We start from the raw sequence: 3,585 nt of genomic DNA, 5'->3' as shown, positions 1-3,585 counted from the left end.
AAGAAGTTGCTTGAGGTACTGGGTTGCATTGATAATAGTCATGGCTTCGGGTGTGTCGGTTTTTTTTTGCGATTAAATCAGATCACAAACGAAGCCTTTTTTCTATCTATTTCAATTGGTTGTAGCTAAAGATCCTGTACATGTTTACAGCTTGGCAACGCAAGGTACAATTAAAATCGTACTTGGAGCCGTTCAACTGATCGAGACTTGATCAACTTGTGCAGAGAATGATCATGCGTCGGCCCTGTCGCCTCCAGGCCTTCCAGTGCCTCCAGCAGCCCATCCATCAGCCTGTCGCGCTCCTCCCCGATGGCACTGACTAATGTCAGCCCAATACGATTAAGGAGTATTTCGTCAGGTGTTTCAACCGCCCTCGCACTGAACGTCAGGTTGTAGCGAGCGCCCTGACCCTCTCGCGTCCCCAGTGAGATGACACCATCGGCCTCACCATGAATCGAAGAAGCTCCCCGCATGCTCATTACGCCAGCGTTAACCCCACCTGCATTAGGCGAAGCCTTTCTGGCGTGATGAACGATGATGTGTGCAGCGGCGCCGCTGATTTTTCGAATGGCTCGCATCACCTGACCCATTTCGCCATTGTTGTTTTCCTCTGCATTATGCATCCGAGCGAGGACATCCCAGATGATCAAATCCGGTTGAATGTCGTTGACAATATCTATTATTGCCTGTGATGCCATAGGATCTAATACATCAGTCGATTTATAATCGCCGCACCGCAAGAATGTTTTAATGTTTTTTGCATCTCCCAAGTTGGTCTGTTCCGACATGGTGTAGTACCGCTGCCAAAACAATCTGTCATTGACCTCAAAATCCATATACAATACGAGCGCTGGCCTTTTAATTTCCCAATTTAAAAATACACTACCGCTGGCTACAGCCAAGCCCAACTGCGTTGCAAGCATCGATTTACCCGTTTTGGGCGAGCCATTAATAATCCACTGTTCGCCTTTTTCAATCAGATTATCCACCACCCAATTAGGGCGTTGCTGGCTGGAAATTAATCCAGCAGCAGGACTGAAATTATAATGTTTTTCATTATTCATAAACATACCTATATTATTGTGGTGACTTAGTACTATGTTGATATGTCTCATCGTTTACATATATGCATAAGCTAATCATGCGTATATGTATAATTAACTACCCCGTGTTGTTGCAGATACAGTGTTTTTATGTCTGATATTGCGCTATCAGTATGAAGGGCATGGATAATCAGGTATAAAAATGCCACCAACAATGGTGGCATTGGTCGTCTGTCCTCGATCAGCAAATGAGCCCGAGCGCCCGAAGGCGTTGGAGCGCCCGATCCTGTGCATCGTTCGAATAATCGGCTTCCAGAGTGATCCGAGCAAGGCGCTCAACCAGCCGCCTGCCACTTTCATCGAGCCTCACAGACACATCGAGCAATGACACTGTGTATTGAGTGTTACATGCCGATGCCAACGCAGCAGCCAGCACCCTGCTAGATCCGGTGCGCGGGTGTTCTGAAATGATTGCCAAAATTTCGTTTAGAATTTTCATCTATTTCCTCTATGTTGTTAAACAATATGGTGCCTTTTCGGCTGTCATAAATTCTGCTGGTTAGATACTGGTTGTGATGTAAACGCCCTCGATTGATCAGCACCAAGCGATGTTATGGCTGCGTTTTGTGTAATAACAAATAATCATCTAAACATTTTTTATGTCTGGTATTTCGCCATCAATATGGATGACCGTCACCGATATATAGGCATCAAGGTAGTTCCTCCTCGTGCCTCGTCAGACTCCACCTTGACCCCTATATTCGGCTCCTTTGTCATGCCATATTAATCGCTTCATACCCTCCATAAAAATGGGTTCTCCACCCCACTCCGGTCGCTGCGCAACCTACGGGGGTTCCGGTCTCGTAACCTCGACACACCCACATTCTTACGTTCGTAAGAATGTTTTACCCCGCGTTCTTACGCTGTGTTGGCTCTGCGTTCTTACGGTTGCGACGAAGGCGTTCTTACGGTTGCGCCCCAGGGGGATTTGCCATGCAGTGATAGCAGCAAGGCTGTCCCCCTGTAGCCGCTCCCTTATCGGGATAAGTCGTCATCGGCATCGCGATGCCGATTGATGAATGCCGCCATGCCTCTCGGCGTTGTTGGGGCAGTTGAATCTGCGCTCGGCGAAGGCTCAGCCACTGTTGTGGGTGTAGCTACCTGGCGATGAGTTTTGTTATCCACAGAAAGCTCGGCGTGCGTTGTCCTGATATGGCTCAGGTCAGCATCCGCTGGGCAAGTGGGTAACACGTTACCATTAGCGGATTTACGATTGCCGTATTTGTCCACAGAAGACGTTGCCTGATGACCCATGATGTAGGCAATGCGCTGCCGGTCGAGCCCAGACGCTTTGAGCTCAGAGCCCATCTGATGGCGCCAGCTGTAAAAGGTCGGCAGCGATTTTCGCGCCGGCCAGAGGTTTTTGCCCGCCGCACGCAGCTTGTCCTGCAATGAGCCAATTTTTGCTTTCTTTGCCTCGGTCACCATGAGTTGCAATTTCTCTGGCGAAATCGTGTCAAACTGTAAGACCCTATCTGCACCACGTTTGCCATCATGACTTTTTTTGGCTCCGATAACGGTGAGCCGATTACCCTGCGCAGTTATGGTGGCTAGTTCAGCAGGTCTTATCCCCGCGCGCATAAACAACAATATGGCCGCCAACATAGCGCTGTCATTACGCGCCTTAAAATACTGAATCAGTGCAACGAGATCATCATTATCGACCTTTTTAACTCTTTTTTGTTTTGCCTTAACCGGTATATCTGGCCTACTCAGGGCCTGAATTCGCTCGGCCGCGTCGGGAAAATTCAACAATTGTTGATGATATACCAGTGCACAGCGCAGTTTTCGCCAATAGCCAGGACTGCATTTTGAAGCGCGAGCCAACAATTCATCCGCAATGTTTTTTGCTGTGATATTAAGGCCCTTTTCCTTTAGGATTTCATAATGATTTTTTGCCAGTCTTTCATATTCCTTTTCCGTTGCCTGTGTAGCCATTCGGTCATCTCCCAGAGCGCTTGAATAACGCCTTCTTTAGATAGTGGGCAGGATTTCCCCACCCACGACGTGGATCCCTTTATTAAAGGTGCGATTTAGTTTTAAATTAATGCTGAATGCGTGATGTAGACAGTGATTTACTGCGCCACAGAAATTCGCTGCATTAAAACACTCATCAATCTCTGCATGACAGCAGGAGTTGCCAGTAATGCGTCGACATCGAATTCGCTTTCTGTGTTTTTATCTTCAGTTTTTTGATTACAGCTCGGCACAGTAACTTGAGCCTGCTGACCAGCCATACAGGCATTAAATACCGTGTCAGCCCTACCCCTATAATCAGGGGCGTCCTCCATCAACCACTTGCCATAATGGCGTACCACCATTTCTGTACCGGTGTGCCCAGGGCGAGATCGTGAACATTTTGTTAAAAATTAAAAATAGTTTTTTGCCTACAAAACAAATACTTATAGGCCTGTGATATGCAGTTAACTTTATAGTCAGGATCGCCTTCACACTTTTTAATCGTCACTGCACGTCATTTCAG

The 3,585-nt window shown here is 47.4% G+C and carries 3 protein-coding genes; all 3 read right to left on the bottom strand.

What is annotated here, in order from left to right:
• Nucleotides 1-170 precede the first annotated feature (170 nt).
• Nucleotides 171-1,064, bottom strand: coding sequence for an AAA family ATPase (locus MUW49_RS17850; RefSeq protein WP_244813040.1), 894 nt, complete (start codon nucleotides 1,062-1,064; stop codon nucleotides 171-173).
• Nucleotides 1,065-2,078: 1,014 nt separating this feature from the next.
• Nucleotides 2,079-3,041: a site-specific integrase gene (locus MUW49_RS17845; protein WP_052816466.1), complete on the bottom strand. Its 963-nt coding sequence runs from the start codon at nucleotides 3,039-3,041 to the stop codon at nucleotides 2,079-2,081.
• A 137-nt stretch (nucleotides 3,042-3,178) separates the two neighbouring features.
• On the bottom strand, nucleotides 3,179-3,424 hold the full coding sequence (locus tag MUW49_RS17840) for a hypothetical protein (RefSeq protein ID WP_244813039.1): 246 nt from the start codon (nucleotides 3,422-3,424) through the stop codon (nucleotides 3,179-3,181).
• Nucleotides 3,425-3,585: the final 161 nt, after the last annotated feature.

Source organism: Aeromonas sp. LsrichE-8G, assembly GCF_022869435.1.
GTDB lineage: Bacteria > Pseudomonadota > Gammaproteobacteria > Enterobacterales > Aeromonadaceae > Aeromonas > Aeromonas caviae.
The sequence above is the reverse complement of the archived record's forward strand: the minus strand, read 5'-3'. Positions and strand labels throughout refer to the sequence as shown.

What these genes read in the sequence shown, in the direction of transcription:
- MUW49_RS17850 (WP_244813040.1), bottom strand. Translation starts at nt 1,064, where the DNA reads ATGAATAATGAAAAACATTATAATTTCAGTCCTGCTGCTGGATTAATT.
- MUW49_RS17845 (WP_052816466.1), bottom strand. Translation starts at nt 3,041, where the DNA reads ATGGCTACACAGGCAACGGAAAAGGAATATGAAAGACTGGCAAAAAAT.
- MUW49_RS17840 (WP_244813039.1), bottom strand. Translation starts at nt 3,424, where the DNA reads ATGGTGGTACGCCATTATGGCAAGTGGTTGATGGAGGACGCCCCTGAT.